This window comes from Pseudomonas sp. B8(2017), assembly GCF_002113575.1.
Taxonomy (GTDB): domain Bacteria; phylum Pseudomonadota; class Gammaproteobacteria; order Pseudomonadales; family Pseudomonadaceae; genus Aquipseudomonas; species Aquipseudomonas putida_Z.
This window is the reverse complement of sequence record NZ_NEIO01000047.1, coordinates 1-2743: the sequence shown is the minus strand read 5'-3', so window position 1 is coordinate 2743 and position 2743 is coordinate 1. Positions and strand designations below refer to the sequence as shown.

Here is a 2743-nt window from a genome sequence, read left to right as displayed (position 1 = left end):
CGCAGTAAGCGCACCCTCGGCAAAGCTCAGGGTCTGGCCGTTGCTCAGGGTGACGGTGAAGGCTTGGCCTGCCGGGTGGCTCAGGGTGCCGGTGATGGTCGTGGTGTTGCCTTCCTGCACGGCGTTGCAGGTGAGGGTCAGCGTCACTTCATCGCCGCCATTCGGCGTGCCTGGAGTGCCAGGGTTACCTGGGGTACCCGGCTCGTCAGTGATCTGCAGGGTGACCGGGTCGCCTTTGACCAGGTTTTCAAAGACCTGTTTACCCGTGCCTTGCTCGGTGATCCCGTTGATGGCGATGCTCGGAGCACTGCTGCCGACATAGACGTCGTCCGCCAGGTTAGCGGTTTGCGAAGCGCTGATCTGGCCCGCAGGGATGTTGATCACCTCGCCGTTGCTCAGTGCGATGGACAGGCCACCGTGCTGACTCAGGTCGGCACCGGCAGGATCGGTCAGGGTAATGGTGTAAGTCACCGCCTGGCCTTCCACTGCCGGGTTCGGCGAGATGCTCAGCTCGGCCTTCACGGTGTCGACGGTGTCGCTCACCGTGACGGTCGTGGTCGCGCTGGTGTTCAGGTTTTCGAAGTTGTGGGTACCTGCATTCGTCACGCTGATGGTCTGGGTTTCGCCATCACGGAATACGTCATCGCTCTGGGCCACGAACGGATTGGTAGTCGCGGTAAGCGCGCCCTCGGCAAAGGTCAGGGTCTGGCCGTTGCTCAGGGTGACGGTGAAGGCCTGGCCTGCCGGATGGCTCAGGGTGCCGGTGATGGTCGTGGTGTGACCTTCCTGCACGGTATTACCGGTGAGGGTCAGCGTCACTTCATCGCCGCCATTCGGCGTACCCGGGGTGCCAGGGTTACCTGGGGTGCCCGGCTCGTCGGTGATTTGCAGGGTTACCGGGTCGCCTTTGACCAGGTTTTCAAAGACCTGTTTGCCGGTGCCTTGCTCGGTGATTCCGTTGATGGCGATACTTGGAGCACTGCTGCCGACATAGACGTTGTCCGCCAGGACGCCCGACTGCGAGCCACTGATCTGGCCTGCTGGGATGTTGATTACCTCGCCGTTGCTCAGTGCGATGGACAGGCCACCGTGCTGACTCAGGTCGGCACCGGCAGGACCGGTCAGGGTGATGGTGTAGGTCACCGCCTGGCCTTCCACCGCCGGGTTCGGTGAGATACTCAGCTCGGCCTTCACGGTGTCGACGGTGTCGCTCACGATGACGGTCGTGGTCGCGCTGGTGTTCAGGTTTTCGAAGTTGTGGTTGCCCGCATTTGTCACGCTGATGGTCTGGGTTTCACCGTCACGGTACACGTCATCGCTCTGTGCCACGAACGGTGCGGTGGTCGCGGTGGTGGCGTCCTTGGCAAAGGTCAGGGTCTGGCCGTTGCTCAGAGTAACGGTGAAGGTCTGGCCTGCGGGATGACTCAGGGTGCCGGTGATGGTCGTGGTATTGCCTTCCTGCACGGCATTGCCGGTGAGGGTCAGCGTCACTTCATCGCCGCCATTCGGCGTGCCTGGGGTGCCAGGGTTGCCTGGAGTACCCGGTTCGTCGGTGATCTGCAGAGTGACCGGGTCGCCTTTGACCAGGTTCTCAAAGACCTGTTTGCCGATGCCTTGCTCGGTGATTCCGTTGATGGCGATGCTTGGAGCACTGCTGCCGACATAGACGTTGTCCGCCAGGTTGGCGGTTTGCGAGCCAGTAATTTCCCCGGCCGGAATGTGAACGACCTTGCCATTGCTCAGCGCGATATCAAGACCGCCATGCTGGGTCAGGTCGGCACCGGCAGGACCGGTCAGGGTAATGGTGTAAGTCACCGCCTGGCCTTCCACTGCCGGGTTCGGCGAGATGCTCAGCTCGGCCTTCACGGTGTCGACGGTATCGCTCACCGTAACGGTCGTGGTCGCGCTGGTGTTCAGGTTTTCGAAATTGTGGTTGCCCGCATTCGTCACGCTGATGGTCTGGGTTTCACCGTCACGGTACACGTCATCGCTCTGTGCCACGAACGGATTGGTAGTCGCGGTAAGCGCGCCCTCGGCAAAGGTCATGGTCTGGCCGTTGCTCAGGGTGACAGTGAACGCCTGGCCTGCCGGGTGGCTCAAGGTAGCGGTGATGGTCGTGGTGTTGCCTTCCTGCACGGTATTGCCCGTCAGGGTCAGCGTCACTTCATCGCCGCCATTCGGCGTGCCTGGGGTGCCAGGGTTGCCTGGGGTGCCCGGCTCGTCGGTGATCTGCAGGGTCACCGGGTCGCCTTTGACCAGGTTTTCAAAGACCTGTTTGCCGGTGCCTTGTTCGGTTATCCCAGAGATGGCGATGCTCGGAGCACTGCTGCCGACATAGACGTTGTCCGCCAGAACACCCGACTGCGAGCCACTGATCTGCCCGGCGGCGATGTGAACCACCTTACCGTTGCTCAGCGCGATATCTAGGCCGCCATGCTGGGTCAAATCGGCACCGGCCGGGCCGGTCAGGGTAATGGTGTAGGTCACCGCCTGCCCTTCCACGGCCGGGTTCGGCGAAATGCTCAACTCGGCCTTCACGGTGTCGACGGTGTCGCTCACGGTGATCGTCGTGGTGGCGCTGGTGTTCAGGTTTTCAAAGTTGTGGCTACCGGCATCAATCACGCTGACGGTCTGGGTTTCACCATCCTTGAACACATCATCGCTCTGGGCCACGAACGGATTGGTGGTCGCAGTAAGCGCACCCTCGGCAAAGCTCAGGGTCTGGCCGTTGCTCAGGGTGACG

General features: G+C 61.9%; 1 protein-coding gene. It reads right to left on the bottom strand.

Translation table 11 applies throughout. The features are described 5' to 3' along the window. On the bottom strand, window positions 1–2743 hold a 2743-nt coding region (locus tag CAG22_RS28620; protein WP_371916869.1), incomplete at both ends, for an immunoglobulin-like domain-containing protein.